This is a genomic window from Paraburkholderia sp. J41, assembly GCF_905220235.1.
In the GTDB taxonomy this organism is placed as follows: Bacteria; Pseudomonadota; Gammaproteobacteria; order Burkholderiales; family Burkholderiaceae; genus Paraburkholderia.
Genome location: NZ_CAJMZE010000027.1, coordinates 57,378 through 81,109 on the forward strand (window position 1 = coordinate 57,378; position 23,732 = coordinate 81,109).

The 23,732-nt window shown below is 66.9% G+C and carries 22 protein-coding genes and 1 pseudogene; 12 read left to right on the plus strand and 11 right to left on the minus strand.

Translation table 11 applies throughout. The annotated features are described in order from the left end of the window. Positions 1 to 81 precede the first annotated feature (81 nt). A complete protein-coding gene (locus U5805_RS23715) occupies positions 82 to 1,020 on the minus strand; it encodes a metal ABC transporter solute-binding protein (protein ID WP_415914652.1) in 939 nt (312 codons plus the stop codon). 350 nt (positions 1,021 to 1,370) lie between these two features. Here U5805_RS23715 and U5805_RS23720 point away from each other — a divergent pair, with 350 nt between their 5' ends. The 6 genes and pseudogenes from U5805_RS23720 (at position 1,371) to U5805_RS23745 (ending at position 7,468) form a co-directional block, all read left to right on the plus strand. Continuing rightward, positions 1,371 to 2,171, plus strand: coding sequence for an L-iditol 2-dehydrogenase (locus U5805_RS23720; protein ID WP_322105947.1), 801 nt, complete (start codon positions 1,371 to 1,373; stop codon positions 2,169 to 2,171). A 94-nt stretch (positions 2,172 to 2,265) separates the two neighbouring features. Then, complete coding sequence (locus U5805_RS23725) at positions 2,266 to 3,600, plus strand: sugar ABC transporter substrate-binding protein (protein WP_322105948.1); 1,335 nt, start codon at positions 2,266 to 2,268, stop codon at positions 3,598 to 3,600. Positions 3,601 to 3,784: 184 nt separating this feature from the next. Continuing rightward, positions 3,785 to 4,699 (plus strand): carbohydrate ABC transporter permease, encoded by a 915-nt coding sequence (locus U5805_RS23730; RefSeq protein WP_415914653.1) that lies wholly within the window; start codon positions 3,785 to 3,787, stop codon positions 4,697 to 4,699. Between the two features lie 80 nt (positions 4,700 to 4,779). Next, positions 4,780 to 5,574, plus strand: a pseudogene (locus U5805_RS23735) (carbohydrate ABC transporter permease); the annotation flags it as partial. After that, the gene (locus U5805_RS23740; protein ID WP_322105950.1) at positions 5,574 to 6,290 is read left to right on the plus strand and encodes an HAD family phosphatase; all 717 of its coding nucleotides are present in this window, start codon (positions 5,574 to 5,576) and stop codon (positions 6,288 to 6,290) included. The pseudogene U5805_RS23735 and the gene U5805_RS23740, both read left to right, overlap by 1 nt. 74 nt (positions 6,291 to 6,364) lie before the next feature. Beyond that, positions 6,365 to 7,468, plus strand: a complete 1,104-nt coding sequence (locus U5805_RS23745; RefSeq protein ID WP_322105951.1) for a sn-glycerol-3-phosphate ABC transporter ATP-binding protein UgpC — start codon at positions 6,365 to 6,367, stop codon at positions 7,466 to 7,468. Between the two features lie 172 nt (positions 7,469 to 7,640). On the opposite strand, the gene U5805_RS23750 is transcribed toward U5805_RS23745, so the two are convergent. The 5 genes from U5805_RS23750 to mutL form a co-directional block, all read right to left on the minus strand. Beyond that, positions 7,641 to 8,588 (minus strand): sugar-binding transcriptional regulator, encoded by a 948-nt coding sequence (locus tag U5805_RS23750; RefSeq protein WP_322105952.1) that lies wholly within the window; start codon positions 8,586 to 8,588, stop codon positions 7,641 to 7,643. An 80-nt stretch (positions 8,589 to 8,668) separates the two neighbouring features. Beyond that, entirely contained in the window at positions 8,669 to 10,150 is a 1,482-nt protein-coding gene (gene xylB, locus U5805_RS23755) for a xylulokinase (RefSeq protein WP_322105953.1), read from the minus strand. 135 nt (positions 10,151 to 10,285) lie between these two features. Beyond that, the gene (gene dalD / locus U5805_RS23760) at positions 10,286 to 11,692 is read right to left on the minus strand and encodes a D-arabinitol 4-dehydrogenase (protein ID WP_322105954.1); all 1,407 of its coding nucleotides are present in this window, start codon (positions 11,690 to 11,692) and stop codon (positions 10,286 to 10,288) included. Positions 11,693 to 12,214: 522 nt separating this feature from the next. Then, positions 12,215 to 13,210, minus strand: coding sequence for a tRNA (adenosine(37)-N6)-dimethylallyltransferase MiaA (miaA, locus tag U5805_RS23765; RefSeq protein WP_322105955.1), 996 nt, complete (start codon positions 13,208 to 13,210; stop codon positions 12,215 to 12,217). After that, positions 13,207 to 15,384, minus strand: coding sequence for a DNA mismatch repair endonuclease MutL (mutL, locus tag U5805_RS23770; protein WP_322105956.1), 2,178 nt, complete (start codon positions 15,382 to 15,384; stop codon positions 13,207 to 13,209). Before mutL ends, miaA begins: the two co-directional genes overlap by 4 nt. 243 nt (positions 15,385 to 15,627) lie before the next feature. Here mutL and U5805_RS23775 point away from each other — a divergent pair, with 243 nt between their 5' ends. After that, positions 15,628 to 16,311: a DedA family protein gene (locus tag U5805_RS23775; RefSeq protein ID WP_322105957.1), complete on the plus strand. Its 684-nt coding sequence runs from the start codon at positions 15,628 to 15,630 to the stop codon at positions 16,309 to 16,311. A gap of 194 nt (positions 16,312 to 16,505) precedes the next feature. Here the strand turns inward: U5805_RS23775 and U5805_RS23780 are convergent, their stop codons facing one another. Beyond that, positions 16,506 to 17,321, minus strand: a complete 816-nt coding sequence (locus tag U5805_RS23780; protein ID WP_322105958.1) for a mechanosensitive ion channel family protein — start codon at positions 17,319 to 17,321, stop codon at positions 16,506 to 16,508. Positions 17,322 to 17,730: 409 nt separating this feature from the next. On the opposite strand from U5805_RS23780, the gene U5805_RS23785 reads away from it, so the two are divergent. Then, complete coding sequence (locus tag U5805_RS23785) at positions 17,731 to 18,411, plus strand: ParB-like protein (protein WP_322105959.1); 681 nt, start codon at positions 17,731 to 17,733, stop codon at positions 18,409 to 18,411. A gap of 22 nt (positions 18,412 to 18,433) precedes the next feature. On the opposite strand, the gene U5805_RS23790 is transcribed toward U5805_RS23785, so the two are convergent. Together U5805_RS23790 and U5805_RS23795 are read right to left on the minus strand one after the other, a co-directional pair. Next, complete coding sequence (locus U5805_RS23790; protein WP_322105960.1) at positions 18,434 to 18,874, minus strand: hypothetical protein; 441 nt, start codon at positions 18,872 to 18,874, stop codon at positions 18,434 to 18,436. A 203-nt stretch (positions 18,875 to 19,077) separates the two neighbouring features. After that, entirely contained in the window at positions 19,078 to 20,022 is a 945-nt protein-coding gene (locus U5805_RS23795) for a LysR family transcriptional regulator (protein WP_322105961.1), read from the minus strand. Positions 20,023 to 20,128: 106 nt separating this feature from the next. Here U5805_RS23795 and U5805_RS23800 point away from each other — a divergent pair, with 106 nt between their 5' ends. From U5805_RS23800 to U5805_RS23815, 4 genes are all read left to right on the plus strand, one after another. Continuing rightward, the gene (locus U5805_RS23800; protein ID WP_322105962.1) at positions 20,129 to 20,692 is read left to right on the plus strand and encodes a cytochrome b; all 564 of its coding nucleotides are present in this window, start codon (positions 20,129 to 20,131) and stop codon (positions 20,690 to 20,692) included. A 94-nt stretch (positions 20,693 to 20,786) separates the two neighbouring features. Further along, complete coding sequence (locus U5805_RS23805; RefSeq protein WP_322105963.1) at positions 20,787 to 21,359, plus strand: YceI family protein; 573 nt, start codon at positions 20,787 to 20,789, stop codon at positions 21,357 to 21,359. Positions 21,360 to 21,439: 80 nt separating this feature from the next. After that, positions 21,440 to 22,021, plus strand: coding sequence for a YceI family protein (locus U5805_RS23810; RefSeq protein ID WP_322105964.1), 582 nt, complete (start codon positions 21,440 to 21,442; stop codon positions 22,019 to 22,021). Positions 22,022 to 22,244: 223 nt separating this feature from the next. Next, a complete protein-coding gene (locus U5805_RS23815; RefSeq protein WP_322105965.1) occupies positions 22,245 to 23,048 on the plus strand; it encodes a hypothetical protein in 804 nt (267 codons plus the stop codon). 28 nt (positions 23,049 to 23,076) lie between these two features. Here the strand turns inward: U5805_RS23815 and U5805_RS23820 are convergent, their stop codons facing one another. Together U5805_RS23820 and U5805_RS23825 are read right to left on the minus strand one after the other, a co-directional pair. Next, positions 23,077 to 23,532, minus strand: coding sequence for a BspC domain-containing protein (locus U5805_RS23820; RefSeq protein ID WP_322105966.1), 456 nt, complete (start codon positions 23,530 to 23,532; stop codon positions 23,077 to 23,079). After that, the coding region (locus U5805_RS23825; protein WP_322105967.1) for a hypothetical protein at positions 23,529 to 23,732 on the minus strand (204 nt) is incomplete at its 5' end. The genes U5805_RS23825 and U5805_RS23820, both read right to left, overlap by 4 nt.

The following is a 23,732-nucleotide window of genomic DNA, read 5'->3' on the forward strand; positions in this document are numbered from 1 at the left end:
CCTTGCTTCAATTCGATCTCGTTAGGGTTGCCGTTCAGCGCGCTCGATGCACGATCCAATGTGACGACTCAATGCGACGACTCAATGCGCGCTCAGCGCGAGCGCCTTGTCGAGCGCGTCGAGCTGCGCGAGCATCCACTGCTGGAAGTTCGTGCCGGCCGGTTCCGTTTCCGTCACGCTCATCGAAGGCACCTTCGACTGCTGCGCGAGCGCGAGCATGCGGCGCGTGAGCGCTTCGGTCGCCTGGCTGTTATAGATCAGCACGCGCACCTTACGCTCGCGCAGATCGCGCTCGAACGCGGCGATATCCGTCGCGCTCGCCTCGGTGTCGTTCATCGTGGCGAGCTGGAAGCGCAGGTTGCGCATATCGAGGCCGATCGCATCCGACATGTAGCCGAACACCGGTTCCGTCGCCGTGACCGGCTGCCCCCGATAGCGCGCGCGCAGCGAGGCAACCTTGGCGTCGATGGGTTCCAGCGACTTCAGAAACGCCGCAAGGTTCGCATCGTACACGCTCTTGTGCGCCGGGTCCGCACTGCCGAGCGCGGCGCTCACCGCGCGCGCGACCGCCGGCATGGTTTTCGGGTCGTACCAGAGGTGCGGATTGTCGCCCGCCTTTTTGCCGACGAGGTCCGCCGCCACGATCGTCGCGCGCGTGTCGCCGCCGGCTTTCGTCGCGCCGAGCAGCTTGGCCATCCACGGGTCGTAGTCGGCGCCGTTGTAGACCACCACGCGCGCGTGCTGGAGCGCGCGCGCCGTTTTCGGGCTGGCTTCGAAGAGGTGCGGGTCCTGGTCGGGATTGCTGAGAATGCTGGTCACGTCCACATAACTGCCGCCGATCTGCTTGACGACGTCGCCGTAAAAATTTTCGGCGGCGACCACGGGGATCGCGGCGGATGCGGGTGCGGACTGAGCGGCCTGTGCGGCTTGGGCGGCGCTCGCGCCCCCGAGCGCCGCGCCCAGCGCGAACGCGAGCGTGGCGGCGCGGCGTGCGAGTGCGGCGCCAAGGCCCGCGAGCATGGTGTGGCGCGCCGCGCGGGCCGCACGGGAGATCGTCGTCATGGTTCTATCCTTGTTCTGGCGAAAGCAAAACGTGAAGAAGCAGCGCCGGCGGCGCAGCGCCCCAATGGGGCGAAGGCGAGATGATATAACGTATCACTCAGTTGTGCGTGAATGCGCCGACATTCTTTCTCGAACGCATGCCGAACGCGGGCTTGCGCGCCGCACCATCGAAATCTTGAGCAATCGCGTTTGCCCGCCTTGACATGCCTCGACGCGTGTCCGATCATTCGATCACCAATCGAGCAAATGCTCGCATGTTGGCCCCGGAACTCCCGTGGCCCGCACGAAACGAATCGGAGACAAACCTCGTGGCACATCCCGCGCCCCCGGCAGGACGTTTGCAGGACAAGGTGGCCGTGCTGACCGGCGCGGCTAGCGGTATCGGCGAAGCGGTGGCGCAGCGCTATCTGGACGAAGGCGCGCGCCTCGTGCTCGTCGACGTGAAGCCGGCCGACGCCATCGCGCCCGTGCTGGCCGCCGCCCACCCGGAGCGCGTGCTGGCCGTCACCGCCGACGTCACGCGCCGCGAGGACATCGAGCGCATCGTGCTTTCGGCCGTCGAACGCTTCGGCCGCATCGACATTCTCTTCAACAACGCGGCGCTGTTCGACATGCGCCCGATCCTCGACGAATCCTGGGACGTCTACGACCGCCTCTTCAACGTGAACGTGAAGGGCATGTTCTTTCTCATGCAGGCCGTCGCGCGCCGCATGGTGGAGCAGGGCGAGGGCGGCAAGATCATCAATATGTCGTCGCAGGCGGGCCGGCGCGGCGAGGCGCTCGTTTCGCACTACTGCGCGACCAAGGCCGCCGTGCTGAGCTACACGCAATCGGCCGCGCTCGCGCTTGCGCCGCACCGGATCAACGTGAACGGCATCGCGCCGGGCGTGGTGGACACGCCGATGTGGGAGCAGGTGGACGCTCTCTTCGCGCGCTACGAGCACCGCCCCCTCGGCGAGAAGAAGCGCCTCGTGGGCGAGGCCGTGCCGCTCGGGCGCATGGGCTTGCCCGCGGATTTGACGGGCGCGGCGCTCTTTCTCGCTTCCGCCGACGCCGATTACATCACCGCGCAGACGCTCAACGTCGACGGCGGCAACTGGATGAGCTGAGCCTTAACCGTACGCTGTGCAACCCTTGCAACCACTGCCGGACGCCCAACGACAGGCCCGGCACGAATAACGTAGCCAACAAGGAGACAACGCAATGAAACCAGCCTTCAAGACCGCCGCCACGCGCATCGCCCGTGCGGTCGGCGCGGGCGCCCTGGTGGCCGCGGCCGGCGTGGCCCACGCGCAGACCGTGACGATCGCCATGTTGAACAACCCCGACATGATCGAGCTGAAAAAGCTCTCGCCGGCTTTCGAGAAGGCCAATCCGGGCATCAAGCTGAACTGGGTGATCCTCGAGGAAAACGTGCTGCGCCAGCGCGCCACGACCGACATCACGACCAATAGCGGCCAGTTCGACGTGATGATGATCGGCACGTACGAAGCGCCGCAGTGGGGCAAGCGCGGCTGGCTCGCGCCCATGACGAACCTGCCCGCCGACTACGATCTCAATGACGTGGTGAAGTCGGCGCGCGACGGTCTCTCGTACAACGGCACGCTCTACGCGCTGCCGTTCTACGTCGAAAGCTCGATGACGTATTACCGCAAGGACCTGTTCGCGGCGAAGGGCCTGAAGATGCCCGACCAGCCGACCTACGACCAGATCAAGGAGTTCGCCGACAAGCTCACCGACAAGTCGAGCGGCACCTACGGCATCTGCCTGCGCGGCAAGGCCGGCTGGGGCGAGAACATGGCGTACGTGACGACGGTGGTGAACACCTTCGGCGGCCGCTGGTTCGACGAGAAGTGGCACGCGCAACTGACCACGCCGGAATGGAAGAAGGCGGTGGGCTTCTACGTCGATCTGCTGAAGAAGGACGGCCCGCCGGGAGCCAGCTCGAACGGCTTCAACGAAAACCTCACGCTGATGTCCTCGGGCAAGTGCGCGATGTGGATCGACGCGACGGTGGCCGCGGGCATTCTGTACAACAAGCAGCAGTCGCAGGTGGCCGACAAGATCGGCTTCGCGGCCGCGCCCACGGCGGTCACGCCGAACGGCGCGCACTGGCTGTGGTCGTGGGCGCTGGCGGTGCCGAAGTCGTCGAAGTCGCAGGACGCCGCGAAGAAGTTCATCGAATGGGCGACCTCGAAGCAGTACATCGAGGCCGTGGCGAAGGACGAAGGCTGGGCGTCGGTGCCGTCGGGCACGCGCGTTTCGACCTATCAGCGTCCTGAGTACAAGCAGGCCGCGCCGTTCTCCGACTTCGTGCTGAAGGCGATCACGACCGCCGACCCGAACCATCCGACCGCGAAGCCGGTGCCGTACACGGGCGTGCAGTTCGTCGGCATTCCCGAGTTCCAGTCGTTCGGCACCGTGGTCGGGCAGAGCATCTCGGGCGCCGTGGCCGGTCAGATGAGCGTCGATCAGGCGCTGGCCGCCGGTAACGCCGCCGCCGACCGCGCCGTCGCGCAAGCCGGGTATCAGAAGTAGTCCGAAGCAAGTTGAAGGACTGAAGCAACCGTCAGCCACTGAAGCAGGCAGTCGTAGTGACGCGAGCGAGCGCCGGGCCGCCCCGGCGCTCGCGTTCCTCGCGACGCATATGCGGCGCCGGTCCCCCGCCGGCGCCCAACCGAGAAAGGTGGTCCTCATGCGTCATCTCAATCTCCCCATGCCCATGTTCAATCGAGCGCGCGCCAAAAATTCCCAGCAAGTCGAGCAGCGCCGCTCGGCGTCGCGCTGGCTGGTTTCGCCTTCCGTAGCGGTGTTGCTGCTGTGGATGACGATCCCGCTCGCCATGACGATCTGGTATTCGTTCACGCGATACAACCTGCTGAATCCCGACCTCAAGGGTTTCGCGGGCATCGACAACTATCACTATCTCGCCACCGATCCCTCGTTCCTGCCGTCGATCGTGCATACCCTCGAGCTGATCGTGTCGGTGCTGCTCATCACCGTGATCGGCGGCGTGCTGATGGCCGTGCTGTTCGACCGCAAGTTCGTCGGCCAGGGCGTCGCGCGCCTCTTCGCGATCGCGCCGTTCTTCGTCATGCCGACGGTTTCCGCGCTGATCTGGAAGAACATGATCCTGCATCCGGTGTACGGACTCGTGGCCATCGCGATGCGCTCAATGGGCATGACGCCGATCGACTGGTTCGCCGAATATCCGCTGTTCGCGGTCATCCTGATCGTGGCGTGGCAATGGCTGCCGTTCGCGTTCCTGATTCTCTTCACGGCGATCCAGTCGCTCGACCAGGAGCAGAAGGAAGCCGCGAAGATCGACGGCGCCGGCCCGGTCTCGCTGTTCTTCTACATCACGCTGCCGCACCTGCGGCGCGCGATTGCCGTTGTCGTGATGATGGAGTCCATTTTCCTGCTGTCGATCTTCGCCGAGATTTACACGACCACGGGCGGCGGTCCCGGCAACGCGACCACCAACCTCACTTACCTGATCTACTCGATGGGCCTCCAGCAGTTCGACGTGGGCATCGCTTCGGCCGGCGGCATTCTCGCCGTCGTGCTGGCGAACATCGTGTCGTTCTTCCTCGTGCGCATGCTCGCGCGCAACCTCAAAGGGGAGTACGAAAAATGAGCCAAGTCACCGCAACGAGCGCGCGCGCGCCTCAATCGAAATACGCGGTCAACCGTTCGTCGCCGTTGCAGTTCATCGGCCGCGTGGTGCCGGGACTGCTCGCGTGGCTGATCGCCATCGCGCTGTTTTTCCCGATCTTCTGGATGACGATTACGGCGTTCAAGACCGAGCAGCAGGCCTACGTCCCGACGATCTTCTTCGCGCCGACGCTCGACAGCTTCCGCGAAGTGTTCGCGCGCAGCAACTACTTCGCGTTCGCGTGGAATTCGGTGCTGATTTCGGCCGGCGTCACCATCGTCTGCCTGATCTTCGCCGTGCCCGCCGCCTACGCGATGGCGTTCTTCCCGAACCATCGCACGCAGAAAATCCTGCTGTGGATGCTCTCGACGAAGATGATGCCGTCCGTGGGCGTGCTCGTGCCGATCTATCTGCTGTGGAAGAACAGCGGGCTGCTCGACACGGTGAGCGGCCTCGTCATCGTGTACACGCTCATCAATCTGCCCATAGCCGTGTGGATGGCGTACACGTATTTCAACGAGATTCCGCGCGACATTCTCGAAGCGGGCCGCATGGACGGCGCGGCTACGTGGCAGGAAATCGTCTACCTGCTGCTGCCGATGGCGGTGCCGGGCCTCGCGTCCACGGCGCTCCTGCTCATCATTCTTTCGTGGAACGAAGCATTCTGGAGCATCAATCTCTCCAGTTCGAACGCGGCGCCGCTCACGGTGTTCATCGCGTCCTATTCGAGCCCCGAAGGTCTGTTCTGGGCGAAGCTTTCGGCCGCGTCGCTGCTCGCGGTGGCGCCGGTGCTGATCGTCGGCTGGCTCTCGCAGAAGCAGCTCGTGCGCGGTCTCACGTTCGGAGCGGTCAAGTAATGGCGACGGCGAGCGAAACAGGAACGATCGAAGCGCTCATCTGCGACTGCGACGGCGTGCTGATCGACAGCGAAGCGGTGGCCGCGCGCGTGCTCGTGCGCGAACTCGAAGCGCGCTGGCCCGGCACGAACGTGGCGCCCGTGGTGATGCCGCTGCTCGGGCAGCGCATCGAACGCGTGCTGGCAGGCGCGGGCGAGGCGCTCGGGCGCACGCTCACGGCCGCCGACGTGGACGCGATCCGTCACGTGGCCGAAGCCGAAGCGCGCCAGGCGCCGCTCTTTCCGGGCGTGCTCGCGGCGCTCGAAGGCGTGACGCTGCCCAAGGCGTGCGCGAGCAACAGCTACACGGAAGTGGTGCGCGAAGTGCTTGCGCGCAACGGACTCGAACGATTTTTCGGCGCGCGCGTGTATTGCGCCGATATCGTCGCGAAACCCAAGCCCGCGCCCGACGTGTACCTCGCCGCGGCGCAGGGTCTGGGCGTCGCACCCGGCGCATGCCTCGTGGTCGAGGACAGCGTGACGGGCGTGAGCGCGGCGCGCGCGGCGGGCATGACGGTGCTGGGCTTCGTCGGCGGCACGCACGTGGGCGGCGAGGCGCATGCGCGCGCGTTGCTCGAAGCGGGCGCGAGCGAGATTTTCGACGACATGACGACGCTGCCCGCGCGCGTGGCGCGGCGGCTCAACACGATGAACAAGGCGGAAGCGGGCTCGCACTGAGCCCCTTGCGGCGCGGATTCAACAGCAGTGACACGGCGGCGCGCGCGACGCGCCGCCCGCAACGGAGACAGATCATGGCAAGCGTGATTCTCAGAGACGTACACAAGCGTTACGACGAAGTCGAAGTGCTGCGCAACGTGAACCTCGATATCGGCGACGGCGAGTTCGTCGTGTTCGTGGGCCCGAGCGGCTGCGGCAAGACCACGCTCATGCGCATGATCGCGGGCCTCGAAGACATCAGCGGCGGCGACCTCACGATCGACGGCGCGCGCATGAACGACGTGCCGCCCGCCAAGCGCGGCATCGCGATGGTGTTCCAGTCGTATGCGCTTTATCCGCACATGACGCTGTACGACAACATGGCGTTCGGTCTCAAGCTCGCGGGCGCGAAGAAGCCCGAGATCGACGCGGCCGTGAAGAACGCCGCGAAGATCCTGCACATCGACCATCTGCTCGATCGCAAGCCCAAGCAGCTTTCGGGCGGCCAGCGCCAGCGCGTGGCGATCGGCCGCGCGATCACGCGCAAGCCCAAGGTGTTCCTGTTCGACGAGCCGCTCTCGAACCTCGACGCCGCGCTGCGCGTGAAGATGCGCCTCGAATTCGCGCGCCTGCACGACGAACTCAAGACCACGATGATCTACGTGACGCACGATCAGGTCGAAGCGATGACGCTCGCCGACAAGATCGTCGTGCTCTCGGCGGGCAACGTCGAACAGGTTGGCAGTCCGAACCGTCTTTATCATGCGCCGGCCAACCGCTTCGTCGCGGGTTTCATCGGCTCGCCGAAAATGAACTTTCTCGACGGCACGATTTCGCAGATCGCGAGCGACGGCGTCGTGGTGCGCTATCAGACCGGCGAAACGCAGAAGGTAGCGGTCGTGCCGGGCAACGCGCGCGAAGGCGACAGCGTGACCGTGGGCATTCGCCCCGAGCATCTGCACGTGGGCACGGAAGGCGTGAGCGCGAAGGCGATGACGGTGGAATCGCTCGGCGACGCCGCCTATCTTTACGCCGAATGCCCGGTGGCGCCGGACGGCCTGATCGCGCGCATTCCGCCGCTCGAAAGGCACGAGCGCGGCGCGCCGCTCAAGCTCGGCGCACCCGCCGATCATTGCCACCTGTTCGACGCGCAAGGGCTGGCGTTCGAACGCCGCTTCGCGCAGGAACTGGCGGCGTGAGCCGGTAGCAGCGAGCGCCGCCTTCTCCCCTGTGGGCGGCGCGTGAGGCGGGTGTCGTACCGAGGTTGTCTGCGAAGTTGTCTACGAGTTTGTCTGCGAAGTTGTCTGCGAGTTTGTCTGATGAGGTGGTCTCGCGCCCGCGCCATGCGGGCGTTTTTTTTGCGCGCCGGCGTTAGTTTTCGAGCGCCGCGCGCGCCGACAACTCGTCGGTGACGAGTCCCGAGAGCCAGCCGCCGTTGAGCGCCGCGATCACCGCGCGGCGCTTGCGCTCGCCGCCCGCGAAACCGATCGTCGGGCGTTTGGGCGGCGAGTCGAGATACACGCTCGTCACGCGCCGGCCCGTGGCCGAGCTCACGCGCTTGCCCGCCGCGTCGATCGGCAGGCCGAGCATTTCGGCCACGGCGCCGAGCCCCATCAGTTCGCGCACTTCGTCGGCGGTGATAAAGCCGTCCTCGTGCAGCGGGCAATGCTCGCCGATATTGCCGATGCCGACGAACGCGACATCGGCTTCGCCCGAGAGCGACTCGACGATGCGATAGAGCCGGTGATTGCACCATTGCGCGCGTTCGGCCTCGTTGTCGGCGATGAGCGGCGCGGGCAGCAGAAAGTGCTTGCCGCCGGTTTTTTCGGAGATGTGCAGCGCGACGTCGTAGCGGTTCGACGAGCCGTCCTGCGCGATCGCGCCCACCATCGACACGAGCCGGTGCTGCGGCCGCTCCAGTTGCGCGATCTGGTCGACGGCGGCCTTGAGCGTGCGCCCGCTGCTCACGGCAACCACCATCGGCCGCTCCTCCGCGAGATAGCGCTCCATGACCTGCGCGCCCGCCACGGCGAGCTTGCGGTCGACTTCTTCGGGCGTGTCGTTGTCGACGGGCACGACTTCGCACGCCGAAAGACCGTAGCGCTTCGAGAGCCGGTCCGCGAGCGCGAGGCAGTCGGCGAGACGATGATCGACGCGCACGCGAATCAGGTTCTTCTCGACCGCGAAGGCGACGAGGCGCTGCGCGACGGGACGCGACACCTGGAGTTTTTCGGCGATCTCGTTCTGGGTGTTGCCGGCCACGTAGTAGAGCCAGGCGGCGCGGGTCGCGAGATCGAGTTTTTCGGTGGACTTGGGCACGGTGTGAGTCTTGGCTTGGCTCGCGTGGCGACGAAAGTGGGGGCCGCGGTGGGCGCGCGCGAAAACGGGCTCACGCCGCGTCAGGCAAGGCGCTCGCGCGACGGCTCGAACAGCGGGCGCACATGCCGGTACAGCGCGCGATAGGCGTCGAGCCGCTCGCGCAGCGCCGCGTGGCGCGCGGCGTTCGGCGTGTATTGCGCGACGACGGGCGGCTTCGTGAGCACTTCCTGCGCGCTGCCGCCGGCCGCGAGCCAGCCGAGCCGCGCCGCGCCGAGCGCCGCGCCCGTTTCGCCGCCGCCGTGCTGGCGCGTGGGCGTATCGAACGCATCGGCCACGAGCTGCGCCCAGTAGCCGCTGCGCGCGCCGCCGCCGAGCATCGAAAGCGGGCCGACTTCCGTGCCCGCAGCCGCGAGCGCGTCGAGACCGTCGGTGAGCGCGAGCGTCACGCCTTCGAGCACGGCGTAGCCGAGCAGCGCGCGGTCGGTGGCGTGCGTCATGCCGAAGAACACGCCCTGCGCGTACGGGTCGTTGTGCGGCGTGCGCTCGCCCGAGAGATACGGCAGGAAGATCGGCGCCTGGCCGAGCGTCTGCGCGCCGAGCTGTTCGATTTCGGCGAGCAGCGTGGGCTCGTTCGTGCCCGTGAGCTTGCAGACCCAGCGCAGGCAGCTTGCCGCCGAGAGCACCACGCTCATCTGATGCCAGCGGTCGGGAATCGCATGGCAGAACGCGTGCACGGCCGAAGCGGGATTCGGGCGGAAGCGGTCGCCGACCACGCACAGCACGCCCGAGGTGCCGAGCGACACGAAGCCGTCGCCGGGCTGGGTCGCGCCGATGCCGATCGCGCTCGTGGCGTTGTCGCCGCCGCCGGCCGCCACGACCACGTCGTCGCGCAGGCCGAATTCGCGCGCGAGCGCGGGCAGCAGCGTGCCCGAAGGCGCGCTGCCTTCGGCGAGCGAGGGCATTTGCGCGCGCGACAGGTTGCAGGCGTCGAGCAGCGCGTCGGACCAGTCGCGCCGCGCGACGTCGAGCCAGAGCGTGCCCGCCGCGTCGGAGGGATCGGAGACCTTGCCGCCGGTGAGGCACAGGCGCAGATAGTCCTTCGGCAGCAGCACGCAGGCGGTTCTCGCGAAGATGTCGGGCTCGTGACGCGCGACCCACAGCAGCTTGGGCGCGGTGAAGCCCGGCATGGCGAGGTTGCCGGCGATGCGGTGAAGCTGCGGCGCGCGCGCCGTCAGCTCCTCGCATTCGTCCACGGAACGCATGTCGTTCCAGAGGATCGCGGGGCGCAGCACGCGGTCTTGCGCGTCGAGCAGCACGGCGCCGTGCATTTGCCCGGAGAGGCCGATGCCGCGAATCTGCGCGAATTCCTGCGGATGCGCGTCGCGCAGAGCGGCCAGCGCGCGGCGCGTGCCGTCCCACCAGTCGGCGGGATTCTGCTCGGACCAGCGCGGATGCGGGCGCGACACGACAAAAGGCGTGCCGGCGGTGCCGATCACGCGGCCGTCGGGCGCGAGCAGCAGAACTTTCACTTCGGAGGTGCCGAGGTCGATGCCGAGATACATGAGCGCGCGGAAAAACGTGAAGGAGTTGGCGCTACTTTAGCCGCGCGCGGCCCGCGGCGCCATGCGCGCCGACCCCAAGGGCGCGCGCGGCGCTCGTAGCCGAAACAAGCGGGAGAGCGACGTCGAACGCCAACGTCAGGCGCCGAAGCCGCGCGAGGCGAGCCATTGGTCGACGCGCGCGAGCGCGTCGCGAACCGCGCCGCCGAGCGCCGGGTTATCGGCAAGACCGCCCCACAGCAATTTGTCGGCGAGAAACACGGCGAGCGGATCGGCGCTTTCGAACATGCGATGCACGGCCGCTTCGTCCATCACGCCGTCCTGATAGCGGTACGGCAGCGTGCCCTTGTGCCAGCGTTCGAGAAAGCGGAAGAACAGCGCGGGCAGCATGGCCGTGGCCGCCGGCGTCGCGCCCTTGGCGATGCGCTGCGCGAGCGTGGGCGCGATGAAGCCGGGAATCTTCGAGAAGCCGTCGGCGGCCACGCGCTGGTTGGTGTCCTGGATGTACGGATTGCTGAAGCGCTCGAGCACGACGTCGCGATATTTTTCCAGATCGAGCGGGCTCGGCGCGAGGCAGGGAATCACGTCCTCGCTCACGTATTCGCGCGCGAAGGCGCGGATATCGGCGTCGTTCGTGCCTTCGTGAATGTAGTCGAGGCCGACGAGCGTGCCCGCCCAGGCGATGCAGCTATGCGTCGCGTTGAGAATGCGGATCTTCGCTTCCTCGTAAGGCATCACCGATTCGACGAGTTCCGCGCCCGCGCGCTCCCACGCGGGGCGGCCCGCGCAGAAGTGATCTTCGATCACCCACTGGATGAACGCCTCGCCCATCACGGGGCAGCGGTCGTCGGAGCCGGTGGCGGCTTTCACGCGCTCGGCCACGTCGGGCGTGGGGCGCGGCGTGATGCGGTCGACCATCGAATCGGGGCAAGCCGTGTTGGCGTCGAACCAGTCGCGCAGTTCGGTCGCGCCGCGCAGCGCGAGGAATTCGCGCATGCCCGCGTGAAAGCGTTTGCCGTTGCTGCGCAGGTTGTCGCAGGTTTGCAGCGTGACGGGGCTGTCGCCGCGCGCCTTGCGCGCTTCGAGAATCGCGGCGAGCGCGCCGTAAATGGTGGTGCGCGCGCCCGCGAGATCGGCGGCGAGATCGGGGTTGGCGGTGTCGAGGCGGTCGTGCTCGTCGAGGTAATAGCCGCCTTCGGTCACGGTGAACGAAATGATCTTGCAGGCGTCGTCCGCGCCCGCTTCGAGCAGGCCCGCGAGGTCGGCGGACCACGGCAGCACGCGCTGGATCGAGCGGATCGTTTCGTAGGCGCGCTCGCCTTGCGGCGTGACGGTTTCGAGCGTGTAGACGCCGTGCTGCGCGGCGAGCGCGTCGAGCACGGCGTTCATGTCGGCGCGGATATTGCCGACGGTGAGCGACCATTCGGGCTCGCCGGGCTGGCGCGCCTCGTTCACGCGTTGCAGATACCACGCCTGATGCGCGCGATGAAACGATCCGGCGCCGATGTGCAGGATCACGTTGGCGCCGCTGCGGTCATTGCTCATGAGTGTCTCCATGGTTCGCCGCACCGCGCGCCGACGCGCTGACCGCGGTCCACGCGGGTACGGTCCGATATCAGTTCGGATAAGGCGGTTTTTCGTGGCCGCGCGCGACGCAACGGCGGCGCGCGGCTGAGTATCGAGCAAATGCTCGATTGATGAACGAATGATCGTATCGGGGCGATCGAAAGTCAAGCGAGGGGCGGCGGGTTTCCGTGGCGCGCTGCGATGAGAACGGCGGCCGTTGAACGTGCCGGCGATGCGCGCACCGGCGTGGAGCGGGGCGCGGTGGCAATGCTGTGGCGCACAACGGCACGCGGAAAGCGAGGCGTGCGCGCCGTGCGGCCGGTGTGCAATGCGCGGGAATCGCGACGACGTGGCGAAGCGAAGCGCGCGCCGCGCGGTTATGAGCTAAATGGGCGAGGGCAGGCGGCGCGGGCGAGCGGTAAGCAGCAAGCGGCAAGCAGTCCGGGCTGCGCGGCACGCACAACGGCAAGCGGGAGTCGGCAAGCGAAGCACGCGCGTTGCCTAGCCGGCCACGCGCTCCATGGCCGCGACCGCTTGCGACGCGGCATCGCTTTCGCAACAGTCGATCACGATGCGCTCCGGCATCGCGCGCAGCCACGTGAGCTGGCGCTTGCAGAGCTGGCGCGTCGCGAACACGCCTTTGTCGCGCATGGTGTCGTAGTCGGTCTCGCCATCGAGGTATTCCCACGCCTGGCGGTAGCCCACGCAGCGCATCGACGGCAAATCGGGCGTGAGGTCGCCGCGCGCGCGAAGCGTTTTCACTTCGTCGAGAAAGCCGTGCGCGAGCATCGCGTCGAAGCGTGCGGCGATGCGCGCGTGCAGCACCGCGCGATCCGACGGTTCGAGCGCGATCGGCACGAAACGGTAGCGCGCGGCGGCGTCCTCGCGCGTGGAAGGCGCGGCGAGCAGCACCGACATCGGCTGCCCGGAAAGCATGAAGATTTCGAGCGCGCGCTGGATGCGCTGCGAATCGTTGGGCGCGAGACGCGCGGCGGTGGCGGCGTCGACCTCAGCGAGGCGCGCGTGCAGCGCGGGCCAGCCTTCGCGCGCGGCGTCGGCGTCGAGTTGCGCGCGCACGGCGGCGTCCGCGCGAGGCAAATCGTTCAAGCCTTGCGTGAGCGCCTTGTAGTAGAGCATCGTGCCGCCCACCAGCAGCGGAACGTGGCCGCGCGCGACGATCTCGCCGGTCACGCGCAGCGCGTCGGCGTGAAAGTTGGCGGCCGAATACGCGTGGGCGGGATCGACAATGTCAATGAGGTGATGCGCGGCCGCCGCGCGTTCCGCCGCGCTCGGCTTCGCGGTGCCGATATCCATCTCGCGATAGACGAGCGCCGAATCCACGCTGACGATTTCCACCGTGCGCCCGCGCGCCGCCTCGCGTTCGGCGTAGGCGAGCGCGGCGGCGGTCTTGCCCGAGGCCGTGGGTCCGAGCAGGCAGGCCACGGGCAGCGCCCCGCGTGCCGCGCCGTCTTGTTCGTGTTGCGTGGAAGGCGTCATTGACCGCGCATGAAAAGCCGGTCGAGATCGGCGAGCGTGAGCTGATACCAGGTCGGGCGGCCGTGGTTGCACTGGTCGGCGCGTTCGGTCGCTTCCATCTGGCGCAAGAGCGCGTTCATTTCGTCGAGCGTGAGACGCCGGTTCGCGCGCACGGCGTGATGGCACGCGAGCGTGCCGAGCATTTCGTGCTGGCGCTCGGTGAGCACGCGCGAGCCGCCGTATTCGTGCAGATCGGCGAGCACGGCGCGCGCGAGCGCCTGGAGATCGGCGTCCTTGAGCAGCGCGGGCACGGCGCGAATCGCGATCGAAGTCGGCGAAAGCACGGCGAGGTCGAAGCCGAGCGCTTCGAGCGTGGCCTTTTCTTCTTCGACGGTGCCGGTTTCCACGGGATCGGCCGGCATCGAAACGGGAATCAGCAAGGGCTGCACGGCCAGCGAGCGTTCGGCGAGCGCCTCTTTGAACTGCTCGTAGAGAATGCGCTCGTGCGCGGCGTGCATGTCGACGATCACGAGGCCGCGCGTGTTTTGCGCGAGCACGTAAATGCCGTGTACCTGGCCGAGCGCGAAGCCGAGCGGGTGATCGTCGCCGGCCGCGTAATGGTGCGGCGCGCGCGCAGTGGCGGCGGCGGCGCCGTCCGAAGCGCCGGGGTCTTCGGCGTGCAGCACCGTCGCGCCTTGCGGCGTGCCCGCGCCGACGTCCTTGCGGCCGAACAGCGCGTCGTAGAGCGCGAGCGGTTGCGCGACGGGCAAATTGCCCTGCGTCATGCGCGACTGGCGCAGCCAGGTATTGCCGCCGCCGCTGCTGCCGCCGCCGCCCGCGCCTTGCGGCGCGCCGGAACCCGAGCCGCCGAAGCTGCCCGCGACGCTGGCCGTGCCGAACTTGCCGCCGGCGCCGAAACCGTCCGGCGCGCGCGCGCCCGCGAATCCCGTGCCGCCCGCCGAAGGCGAGGCTCCCGCAGTCGAAGGCGACGCTGCCGACGCGAGGCCGATCGAATTGCCCTGCGAACCCAGCACGCCCGCGCCCGCAATCGCGCGCGGCTCGATCAGCGCGGCGTGGCCGCCCGAGGTGGTTTCCGGCGACGCGCCCGCGTGGCGCGCCAGCGCGCGCTGCACGGCGTGGAACACGAACTGGTGGATCGAGCGCGAGTCGCGGAACCGCACCTCGATCTTCGAAGGATGCACGTTGACGTCGACGGCCTCGGGCGGCAAGTCGAGGAACAGCACGTACGACGGGTAGCGGTCGCCGTGCAGCACGTCCTCGTAAGCCGCGCGCACCGCGTGCGTGAGCAGCTTGTCGCGCACGTAGCGCCCGTTCACGAAGAAATATTGCTGATCGGCGCGATTGCGGCTCGCCGTGGGCAGACCCGCGCAGCCATACACGGCGAGCGGCCCGGCGCGCTCGTCGAGCGGCAGATGCGCGGTGGCGAACACCTCGCCGAGAATCTTCGAGACGCGCGTGGCCGGGTCGCTCGCGTTCCAGTGCTCGACGGCGCGGCCGTTGTGCAGCACCGAGATCGCCACGTCGGGGCGCGCGAGCGCGCTGCGGCGAATCATTTCGAGGCAATGCCCGAGTTCGGTCTGCTCGCTCTTGAGGAACTTGCGGCGCGCGGGCGTGTTGAAGTAAAGCTCGCGCACTTCGATGGTGGTGCCCTGGCCGCCCGCGGCGGGCGAAATCGCACCCGTGCTCGCGTCGATCTTCACGGCATGCGCGGCGTCGGCGCAGCGGCTCGTGATCGACATATCGGCGACGGAGGCGATCGACGCCAGCGCTTCGCCGCGAAACCCGAGCGTCGCCACGCTTTCGAGTTCGGAAAGCGAGCGGATCTTGCTGGTGGCGTGGCGCAACAGCGCGAGCGGCAATTCGGCTTCGGGAATGCCGCAGCCGTCGTCGGCGATGGAAATGCGTTTGACGCCGCCTTCGTCGAGCAGGATGCGCAGCGTGCTCGCGCCCGCATCGAGCGCGTTCTCGAGCAGTTCCTTGACGACGGAGGCGGGCCGCTCGACCACCTCGCCCGCGGCGATCTGGCTGATGAGCTGGTCGGGCAGCGCCTGGATTGCGCGCAAAGGCTGCGCGGCATGGCCGTTAGCGCGGCCCGCGCTCTCGGGCGCGGCGGCGGCCGGGGCGCTGGCGTCGATCGCGGCGCTCGCGTCGGGAAAGTCGGAATTCGAGGACATGCGCGCAATTATAACGATTCGGCGCGACCTGCCCGCGCGTGCGCCGAGCGGCGCCTTGCGGGACGCTTTCGTGTCACATCGCGCGCTTTGCACGCCGTTTGACGCAACTTGACGGGAATTTTTCGTGACGCCGGGGCACTTTCGGTATCATGGCGCGGTCAATTCGGCTTCTCGCTAACGTACGGGCGCCCGCGCTTTTCGCCGCGTGGAAGGCGCGCGGCCCACGATCAAAAGGAATATTTTTTGGATACGCTGCTACAGTTCGTCAATCTTGTCTTGCACATCGACAAGTTTCTCGGAGTTTTCATCCAGCAGTACGGCGCATGGGTCTACGCGGTGCTGTTCCTGATCGTGTTCTGCGAAACGGGGCTCGTCGTGCTGCCGTTCCTGCCCGGCGACTCGCTGCTCTTTATCGGCGGCGCTTTCGCGGCCACGCACGAGATGAGTTTGAGCCTGCTGCTCACGCTGCTGATCGTGGCGGCGGTCACGGGCAACACCGTGAATTATCTGATCGGCCGCGCCATCGGGCCGAAGGTGTTCAATACGCGCATACGCGGGCTCGACCGGTTCCTCGACCGCGCGGCGCTCGAAAAAACCCATAACTTCTACGAACGCCACGGCGGCAAGACCATCGTGCTCGCGCGCTTCATTCCGGTCGTGCGCACCTTCGCGCCGTTCGTGGCCGGCGTCTCGCAAATGAGCATGCGGCGCTTCCAGCTTTTCAATATCGCCGGCGCGCTGTTCTGGGTGCTGCTGCTCGTGCTGCTCGGCTATTTCTTCGGCAACATTCCGTTCATCCGCCAGTATCTCAACGTGATCGTGCTGGTCGGCATCGGCGCGGCGATCGTACCGGTGCTGATCGGCGGCGTCTGGAAGATGATGCGCAAGTCCGGCGGCGGCGCGGTGCGCAAACCGAACGGCGGCTGAGCGCGGCTTTTTCTCTTCGCGCGGGACGCAGAAAAACGGCATCGTCCGCGAGGGCGATGCCGTTTTGCTTGATGCGCGTCGATGTGCGCGTCGATGTGTGCGTCGATGCGCGGGTTGATGCGTGCGTCGATGTGCGCGCAATGCCTCGCGGTAGGTCGCGCGGTAGATCGCGCGCCGCCGCGGCGCGGCGCGAATCAACCCGCTACGCGCCGGATGATCGAAGGCGTTTCGGGTGTGGGATAACCGGCGCCCCTGAACGTCTCGACGATCGCGCGATTGGTGTCGAAGTAGACCTGCCAGTACGAGTTGTTGCTCGTGTACGGGCGCACGGCGAGCAGCGGTCCTTCGGGCGTGAACGAGAGAATCTCGACGTCGGGCGCGGGCTCTTGCGCGACGTTCGGAATGTTCGCGATGGCCGCGCGCAAGCGGTTGGCCGCATCGACGGGATCGACGCCGTTGGCGATCTTCGCCGTGAGTTCGACGCGTCGCACGGGAGTGGCGCTGTAGTTCGAGATGGTGTCCGAGAAGATCTTGTTGTTGCCGACGATGTTCACCACGTTGTCGGGCGAGATGATGGTCGTGCCGAAGATGCCCAGCTCCTTGACCGTGCCCGTCACGCCGCCCGCCGTCACGAAGTCGCCCACCTTGAACGGTCGCAGCACCTGCATGAACACGCCCGCCGCGAAGTGCGCGAGCAGGCCGCCCCACGCCGTGCCGATGGCGAGACCCAGGCCCGCGAGCAGCGCCGCGAACGACGTCGTTTGCACGCCGAACACCTGAAGGATCGCGAGCACCAGCAGCAGGTTCAGGATCGCCGCGAGAATCGAGCCGAGGTAATGCGCGAGCGTGCGGTCGACGCGTTCGTTGCGCGCGAGCACCTTGCGCAACAGGCCCGCGATCAGCGTGATCGCCCAGCGGCCGATGATCCACAGCACGATCGCCGCCACGATCCTGGTCCCGAAGTCGATGCCCCGGGTCATGATGAACACGCGTATGGTTTCGAGATCCACGATGCCCTCGCTGTTGTCGTCGGTTGAGCCTGCAAAGACGTACCACTGACTTGCGAATGACTGGCGGCGATGCGCGACGGCCCGCGCGTCCATCGTGGATTTATAGGCGAAGAGATGAGCGCGCGCAACGATCGTGCCGGTTCGACGGCTCGCGCCGCGGAATGTGCGCGTTTTCGTAAGCAACGCGCGTTATTGTTACGCGCTGCGTGCCGCGGTTAGGCATTTCGCGATTGCCCTGCGGGGCAGGTAAGCAAACGGACAGGCGAACGCCCCGGCAAGCGAAACAAGCAGGCGAAACGAGCAGGCGAAACAAGCAAGCAACGAGCAAGCAAAACAAGCAGGCGAACACAGCGCGAACGAGCAGCGCACAAGCCGGCGAATCGCCAGTCGAAGCCCAAAGGACCGTCACATGAATTTGCAGAACACCGATCTTCATCTCGTGAGCGTGAAGCTCGACGCGTTGCGCCCCACGCAGATCACCGTCGGCTACCGCGAGGTGAGCGCGAAGCGCGCGCACTGGAATGCGCTCGACCGCAAAGGGCGCGACGCCGCCATCGACACGCACTGGTTTCCGGCCGTGCTCGGACCGAAGTCGCGCTACTACGTGGTCGATCATCACCATCTCGGGCGCGCGTGGCTCGAAGAAGGCGTGGCGAGCGTGCGCGTGACGGTGCTCAAGGATCTGTCGTGGCTCGAACCCGACATCTTCTGGCGCATGATGGAGCACAACCAGTGGGTGCATCCGTTCGACGCGGCGGGCGAGCGCTGCGAGTTCGGCGCGTTGCCGAAGCAGCTTTCCGGTCTCGCCGACGACCCGTATCGCAGTCTTGCCGGCGAATTGCGCACGGCGGGCGGCTATGCGAAAGACACCACGCCATTCAGCGAATTTCTCTGGGCCGACTATCTGCGCAACAAGGTGCCCGCCGCGCGTTTGCGCAAGGACTTCGACGCCGCGCTCGCTGACGCGCTCGCGCATGCGCACGACGCCGACGCGCGCTATCTGCCGGGCTGGTCGGGCGTGGTGCCCGGCGCCGCCGCCGCCGCGGCCGGGAACGACGCAAAACCGCGCAGCAAGCGCAAGAAAGCGTGAGCGCCGCGCGACGCGCCTCGCGTCACATCGGCAGCGTCGACTTGCTGTAGGGCGAGGTTTTGATTTCGAGCGCGCCTTGCGCCGGTTTGTGCAGCTTGCGCGCTTCGCGCCGTTTCATCTGGCGCGCGATGAGAAGCGCGAGCAGCGCCGCGAGCACGTAGGAGGCGGCGCGTTCGCCATACGTCTCGCTCGGATTGTGTACGCGCCACGGGCCGCCCGCGCCGGCGAACACGAGGAAGGTGACGGCCGTGTCGAAGGCGAGCGCGATCGCCATCAAGCCGAGAAAGACGCGCGTGCCGTGCAGCGAGAGATCGGGGCGCGCGCAGCAGATCAGCCAGCAGCCGAGCCGCACGGCGGCGAGCAACGCGAGGTTCCAGAGCAGAAAAGAAAGAAAGTCGAGCATGATGCAGAGCGAAAAGCCACGTTCGCCCGGAGCGCGTGAGGCCGCGCGGTGAGCGAACAATGCGCGATCCTGACACGGCGCTGCATCTCGATAAATGGCGGCGCGCGCCAGGATTCAGCGCGCATACGCGTGCGTTCCCGCCCGCGCCACGTACGGCGCGGCTCGCGCGGGTTTGTTAAGGTTTGTCAGGCCGTGCCGGAGCGCCGGCGTTTTTGCGTCGGCGTGTCCCAGGCTGCGCCGGCGCCGGTTTTTATCGGCGGGCCTCAGCGCGCGTCGGGCAGCAGCGCGTCGGGCGGCGTGCCGCGCGTGAGGTAATGCGTGAGCCAGAGGCTGGCCGGGCCGCGCACGGCGTCGGTGCGATGAATCAGCGAAACGTTGTAGCTGACCGAGCGCCGGTCCGAAAGCGCGATGCGCACGAGCCGCCCGGCTTCGAGATCGGCTTCCACGAGATGGAGCGGCATCGACCCCCAGCCGAGTCCCGCGAGCAGCAGCCGGTGCTTCGCGCCAAGATCGCCGAGCTTCCACGCGCGGTTGCTGTAGACGCCGAAGGTCTGGCCTTCGGTGAGGCGGCTGCGGTCGGTGAGCACGAGCTGCGTATGCTCGCGCGCGTCGGAAATGCGCACGGGCGCTTCGGCTTGCGCAAGCGGGTGGCAGGGCGCCGCGACCAGCACGAGTTCGACGGTGCCGATGGACTGCGCCTCGATCACGTGCGGCCAGTTGTGATTCGGCCCGCTGATGCCGAACGCGCAGTCGCCGTCCAGCACGAGCTTGAGCACGCCGCCGAGCGCTTCCATCGTCAGGTTGAGCACCACGGTGGGAAACGCCAGCGCGAACGCCTGAAGCGCTTCCACGAGCCGCTGCGAGGGAAACATCACGTCGACGGCCAGCGACACCTCGCCTTCGAGTCCGCGCTGCAAGCCGGCCGCCTTGGCGTTGAGCTGACCCATCAGCAGGTCGAGGCGGCGCGCGTCGGCGAGAATCGCGCGGCCCGCGGCCGTGAGTTCGGGCTTGCGCTTGCCGCGCGCGAACAGCGCCACGCCGAGCAGCGCCTCCAGATTGGCGATGGTGTAGCTCACCACCGACTGCGCGCGGTCGAGCTTGAGCGCCGCGGCCGAGAAGCTGCCGGTTTCCGCCACGGCGATCAGCGCGCGCAATTGTTCGAGGCTGGGCGCACGATCGGTGCGATCTTTGTCGGAATGGCGATCCATCAATGAACTATCGACAAAATAGATAAGAACGATCCATTCTAGACGATTGTTTGAATAGGTTTGGCCGGTTAAAGTGCTCGTCCAATCTATTCGAATTCTTCCGCCGATGAATCCTTCCGCCAGGCCCGCCGGCCGCTACAGCGGCGTCGCGATGCTGCTGCACTGGCTGATCGCCACGCTGATCGTCTGGGGCTTCGCGCTCGGCTGGATCATGACCGACATTCCCGGCATCACGCCCACGAAGCTGCGCTACTTCTCGTGGCACAAGTGGATTGGCGTGACGGTGCTCGCGTTCGTGCTCGTGCGCATCGTGTGGCGCCTGACGCACGCGGCGCCCGCGCTGCCGCGCTCCATGCACGGCTGGGAAAAGCTCGCCGCGCACGCGGGCCACTTCGTGCTCTACGTGCTGATGGTGGCGATTCCCGTGACCGGTTATCTGTACAGCTCGGCTGCCGGGATCCAGGTCGTCTATCTCGGCATCTGGCCGCTGCCCACGCTGATCGGCCCGGATACCGCGCTCAAGGGCGTGCTGCGCACGGTGCATGTCGCGCTCAATTACACCTTGCTGGTCGTGGTCGTGCTGCACGTGCTGGCGGTCATCAAGCATCAGTTCGTCGACCGGCAGAACATCGTCGCGCGCATGCTGCCGTTCGGCACGCCGCGCGATTGAAGTTGCAGGCTCGGGTTGCGTTTTCGCGCCGCTTGCCCGTTTTCCGTCATTGCCCGGTCGTTTTCCTTTTCGACGCTCAACCCACCGAACGCTCATGATCCAACGTTTCGCTCGCTCCGTTTCCGTTGTCGCGCTCGGCGCGGCGCTTGCCGCCGGCGCGGCTTTCGCCGGCAGCGCTTATGCCGCCGACGCGGCGAAAAGCTCCGTCTCGGCCGTTTTCAAGCAGATGAACGTGCCCGTGGAAGGCCACTTCACGCGCTTCACCGCCGACGTGAAGTTCGATCCCGCCAACGTGGCCGCGTCGAGCGCGAAGCTCGATGTCGATGTCGCGAGCTTCGACATCGGCGCGCCCGAGTACAACAAGGAAGTCGCCGGCGACGAGTGGTTCGACGCCGCGAAATTCCCGCACGCCACCTTCGTCTCGTCGCAGATCAAGGCCGGTGCGAACGGCGCGTACACGGTCGCGGGCAAGCTCACGATCAAGGGCAGGACGACCGACGTCGTCGTGCCCGTGCAGTACCACAAGGACGGCGCGAACCAGGTGTTCGACGGCACGCTGCCCATCAAGCGCCTCGCCTACAACATCGGCACGGGCGACTGGAAGGACACCTCGATCGTCGCCGACGACGTGCAGATCAAGTTTCATGTCGTGAACGCCGCCCATTAGGCGCGTTGGCGATTGCAGTCCGTTTTGCCTACTCGCAGTCATTCTCGAACCCGAACATCGAACCCGAACAGGAACGCTTCATGAAGACCACGCTTTTCGCCGCCGCGGTGCTCGCCGCTGCCGTCGCCACGCCCGCGCTCGCGGCTGCCACCACCTATAACCTCGATCCGTCGCACACGTACCCGAGCTTCGAAGCCGATCACTTCGGCGGCGTTTCGGTGTGGCGCGGCAAGTTCACGAAGAGCAAGGGCGTGGTGACGCTCGACCGCGCGGCGAAGACGGGCACGGTCGACGTGACGGTCGACGCGTCGTCGATCGACACGGGCAACGCGCTGCTCGACAAGCACGTGAGCGGCACCGAATTCCTCGACGCGGCCAAGTTCCCGACGGCCGTCTACAAGGGCACGTCGATCCGCTTCGACGGCGACACGCCCGTGGAAGTGATCGGCGAATTCACGCTGCATGGCGTGACCAAGCCGCTGAATCTCAAGATCAACACGTTCAAGTGCTTCCAGAATCCGATGCTCAAGCGCGAAGTGTGCGGCGCCGACGCGTCGGCGGAATTCGACCGCGCTGACTATGGCGTGAACTGGGGCCAGTCGTACGGCTTCAAGACGCTCACGAAGCTGCAAATCCAGGTTGAAGGCGTGAAGGCCGACTAAGGCCGACTAAGGCCGACTAAGGCCGACCAAGGCCGACCAAGGCCGACCAAGGCCGACCAAGGCCGACCAAGGCCGCGCGCGGGTTGCTCCGCGCCGCTCGCTTCTTCGACATAAGCCCGCGTGCCCGATGGCGCGCGGGCTTTTTTGTCGGCGCGCGTTTCAGGATAGCGATTCGCCGATATGCGCGAGAATGCCGGCGATCGAAACGACGAGGAGACGCGGGATGTCGCGTTGGCGCAGGATGGTAACGGGCGCGCGAAGCGCCGCGAGCGTGATCGCGGCAGCCGCCGCACTGGCGATAGCCGGCATGGGCGGCGCGACGCGCGCGCTGGCGGTCGAGCCGGGCGCGTATCTCTACGTCGAAGGAGGACACTCGCACGGCATGCTCGTCGTGAAGGGCGGCCGGTTCGAGATCGAAACGATAGGCGGCAATTGCCATACGTGTTCCGTCTCGGGCACGCTGAAGGGCGGCACGGCCGTGGCGACCGACGGCGGCGAAACCTGCCGCCTCTCGATGACCGGAAGCCAGGGCGCGCTGAACGTGGATTCGCGCGGCAGCGAAGGGTGCCGCGCGTATTGCGGTATGCGCGCGGTGCTCGACGGCCAATACCGGCGGCCGCCCGCCGCCTGCGAGGACGGCGCGCGCGCGAAGCGGCATGCGCAGGCGCGCGCGCTTTATGCGAAGAAGGACTATGCGGCGGCCGCAACGGGGTTTTCTTCGCTGATCGGCGAGTGCTCGACGTTCATGGACTGGATCGAAGTCGATAGCGTGCGCAGCGATCTCGCGCTTACGCAGTATCACCTCGGCGACAACGCGCGATGCCTCGCGACGCTCGCGCCGACCGTCGCGATGCAAAACGGCGGCGGTGACGATTCAGCGGATCGAGCGGATCAAGCGGATCAAGCCGGTCAATCTGCGCAGGACGCCGATTTCGGCTTGCCGCCGTGCGACGCCGATAACTATCGCGCGACGGGCAAGGCGATCCGGTACAACGCGGCGCTATGCAAGGCGCCGCGCGAGAAGTAAGGGCGCAGCCGCTTGACGGATCGCGGCCTTAGTGGATAGGCGTGGTGACGGTGTGCGTGCTGCGCGGCGCGAGCGCAACGCCCACGACGTGCGAATGCCAGATGTTGCAGGTCGCGCGCACGGGCACCCACGCGTACTTGCCGCGCAGCTTGGCGAAGGCGCGCAGGTGGATCAGCGAATCGACCGGCGAGATTTCCTCGACGATGCCCGAGGCGGGCGCGGGCGACGCGGATGCCGCCGCGGACTGAGCGGGCTGCTCGATCTGCGCCGAAAGCGCGCGCCGGTCGGGCACGAGCAGCGAGTCGTAGCGTTGGGCCTTGCGCACCCATTGATCGAGCGCGGAGACGCAATTGACGACGGCGTCGGGCACGCGAATGCGGCGCAGGTATTCGTAGTCTTCGGGTTGAGGCTGCATTTGCGCCTGGACCTGAAGGCTGATCCAGAAAAGCGCGAGCAGGGCGCAGGCGAGGGTCGTGAACTTCATGTGACGTGAGCGGCGAACAGCGCGGAAACGGCGCGAAAACAAGCGGCGGCGAAGGCGAAAGTATACACGCTGAAAGAATGCGTCACAGTTTGGAGCGTTGGCTTTGCGGTGTTCACCGCGATGACGGGCGCATTTCGCCGCGATTTATTGGCGTGCCGCAGACGGACGCGCAAAGCAAAAAGCCCAGTCCGAAGACTGGG

Excerpts from the sequence above, each read along its gene's own strand:
- dalD (WP_322105954.1), bottom strand. The coding sequence starts at position 11,692 with ATGAGCAATGACCGCAGCGGCGCCAACGTGATCCTGCACATCGGCGCC.
- U5805_RS23795 (WP_322105961.1), bottom strand. The coding sequence starts at position 20,022 with ATGGATCGCCATTCCGACAAAGATCGCACCGATCGTGCGCCCAGCCTC.
- U5805_RS23745 (WP_322105951.1), top strand. The coding sequence starts at position 6,365 with ATGGCAAGCGTGATTCTCAGAGACGTACACAAGCGTTACGACGAAGTC.
- U5805_RS23805 (WP_322105963.1), top strand. The coding sequence starts at position 20,787 with ATGATCCAACGTTTCGCTCGCTCCGTTTCCGTTGTCGCGCTCGGCGCG.
- U5805_RS23815 (WP_322105965.1), top strand. The coding sequence starts at position 22,245 with ATGTCGCGTTGGCGCAGGATGGTAACGGGCGCGCGAAGCGCCGCGAGC.
- miaA (WP_322105955.1), bottom strand. The coding sequence starts at position 13,210 with ATGACGCCTTCCACGCAACACGAACAAGACGGCGCGGCACGCGGGGCG.
- U5805_RS23730 (WP_415914653.1), top strand. The coding sequence starts at position 3,785 with ATGTTCAATCGAGCGCGCGCCAAAAATTCCCAGCAAGTCGAGCAGCGC.
- U5805_RS23820 (WP_322105966.1), bottom strand. The coding sequence starts at position 23,532 with ATGAAGTTCACGACCCTCGCCTGCGCCCTGCTCGCGCTTTTCTGGATC.
- mutL (WP_322105956.1), bottom strand. The coding sequence starts at position 15,384 with ATGTCCTCGAATTCCGACTTTCCCGACGCGAGCGCCGCGATCGACGCC.
- U5805_RS23785 (WP_322105959.1), top strand. The coding sequence starts at position 17,731 with ATGAATTTGCAGAACACCGATCTTCATCTCGTGAGCGTGAAGCTCGAC.
- xylB (WP_322105953.1), bottom strand. The coding sequence starts at position 10,150 with ATGTATCTCGGCATCGACCTCGGCACCTCCGAAGTGAAAGTTCTGCTG.
- U5805_RS23725 (WP_322105948.1), top strand. The coding sequence starts at position 2,266 with ATGAAACCAGCCTTCAAGACCGCCGCCACGCGCATCGCCCGTGCGGTC.
- U5805_RS23810 (WP_322105964.1), top strand. The coding sequence starts at position 21,440 with ATGAAGACCACGCTTTTCGCCGCCGCGGTGCTCGCCGCTGCCGTCGCC.
- U5805_RS23740 (WP_322105950.1), top strand. The coding sequence starts at position 5,574 with ATGGCGACGGCGAGCGAAACAGGAACGATCGAAGCGCTCATCTGCGAC.
- U5805_RS23800 (WP_322105962.1), top strand. The coding sequence starts at position 20,129 with ATGAATCCTTCCGCCAGGCCCGCCGGCCGCTACAGCGGCGTCGCGATG.
- U5805_RS23715 (WP_415914652.1), bottom strand. The coding sequence starts at position 1,020 with ATGCTCGCGGGCCTTGGCGCCGCACTCGCACGCCGCGCCGCCACGCTC.